This window comes from Bacillus sp. C30 (assembly GCF_040838255.1).
Taxonomy (GTDB): Bacteria; Bacillota; Bacilli; order Bacillales; family Bacillaceae_G; genus Bacillus_A; species Bacillus_A mycoides.
This window is the reverse complement of the sequence record NZ_JBFPJH010000532.1, coordinates 1-1689: the sequence shown is the minus strand read 5'-3', so window position 1 is coordinate 1689 and position 1689 is coordinate 1. Positions and strand designations below refer to the sequence as shown.

1 protein-coding gene and 1 pseudogene are annotated in these 1689 nt (G+C 34.5%); both read left to right on the top strand.

The window, feature by feature from the left end; all coding sequences use genetic code 11:
• Positions 1 to 24 precede the first annotated feature (24 nt).
• Entirely contained in the window at positions 25 to 927 is a 903-nt protein-coding gene (locus AB3X49_RS22560; protein WP_016120320.1) for an SMP-30/gluconolactonase/LRE family protein, read from the top strand.
• Positions 924 to 1628 (top strand): annotated as a pseudogene (locus tag AB3X49_RS22555) (class I SAM-dependent methyltransferase). Before AB3X49_RS22560 ends, AB3X49_RS22555 begins: the two are co-directional and overlap by 4 nt.
• The last annotated feature ends 61 nt before the right edge of the window (positions 1629 to 1689 follow it).

The following is a 1689-nucleotide window of genomic DNA, read 5'->3' as shown; positions in this document are numbered from 1 at the left end:
ATCTTATAAAGCGAGGTGAACATCTTGTTCAGTAATATAGAATTAGTTTTAGATGCTAAAGCAAGTTTAGCTGAAGGACCATGTTGGAATGAAAAAAAGCAGCTTTTATACTGGGTTGATATTATGGAGAAAAAACTATGCATTTATACCCCCGCTAATAATTCAAACCGAGTGATTGCCCTCAATCAGCAAATCGGCTGTGTCGTTCCATATCTAGATGATGTAGTACTTTTAGCTCTAGAAAAAGGGTTTTATTCTTTTAATCTAAATACAGAAGAGCTTACACATATTTATGATCCTGAACCACATTTAATAGAAAATCGTTTTAATGACGGGAAATGCGATCCGGCTGGCCGCTTTTGGGCAGGCACTACTGACTTATATGGTATAAGTGGCGCCGGTTCCTTGTATTCTTTAAATAATAATCTCCAAGTAGAGAAAAAGGTATCACATGTAAATACATCAAACGGCATAGCATGGTCTCCTGACGATACATACCTTTATTTTATTGATACACCTACAAAAAAAGTAGTCCGTTTTCATTATGATATACATACTGGTGTAATTAGCAATCCAACAGATGTTATCATCTTCCCTGAAAATGAAGGTCTACCCGATGGTATGACAATTGATGTAGAAGGTTGTTTATGGATTGCACATTGGGGAGGCTCGAAGATTACTAGATGGAATCCCTTGACTGGAGAACAGATTTTAAGTATTCCGATTCCTGCTTTATATGTAACGTCGTGTACATTTGGAGGACCTAATTTGACCGATTTATATATCACAACAGCCAGAACAAGAATGACTGATGCGGAATTAAAACAGTACCCACATGCTGGTGGTATATTTCGAATTCAAATGAATGTTAAAGGTTGTCCAACCTATTCATTTCGCCATGAAACTATTGGAGCTGAAACACTATGAACAGAATCGATTACATAAGACAAGAAGAGAAAAAGTATCACGATCTTTGCTATGAACAATATAAATTATTCGAAGCGGGATCTTGGCTTTATAAACCTGTTAAAACAGTTATGGACATGCTGAACTATCTTGAAGAACAGAAAGACCTACAAATACTGGACCTTGGCTCTGGTGTCGGTAGAAACAGTACTCCGATTGCACAAAAAATTATGAATAGTGGCGGCACTGTTACTTGTATTGATCTACTTGATTCGGCTTTAATGAAGTTACAAGTTTATAGAAAAGAATATGGTGTATTTGAATACATAAAAACGGAACAAGCAGCAATTGAAGACTACTATATTGCTCCTAATACTTATGACTACATCGTTGCAGTATCAAGTTTAGAACATGTTAGATCAATAGACGATTTAAAAAAAGTGCTTCACACTATGAAAAATGGGACAAAGAGTGGCGGTATCAATTGTTTAATAGTTAACTCTAACATTTAAGAAATAGATTTAGAAACAGGAGAAGAATTAGATGCTTTAATTGAAATTAACCTTTCTACGGAAGAAATGATACGTACACTAAAAGGCGTTTATAACGAATGGAAAGAAGTAAAAGTTGAAATAAAAAATTTAGCGTATGATATTGTACGAAACGGTAAACACATTCAATTAAATACGAATGCGATTACTTTTGTCGTGCAAAAATTGTAGTTTATATGAGTGGTGACAATTTTTATTTTTTATAGTCACCACTCGTATATTTATGTAAATA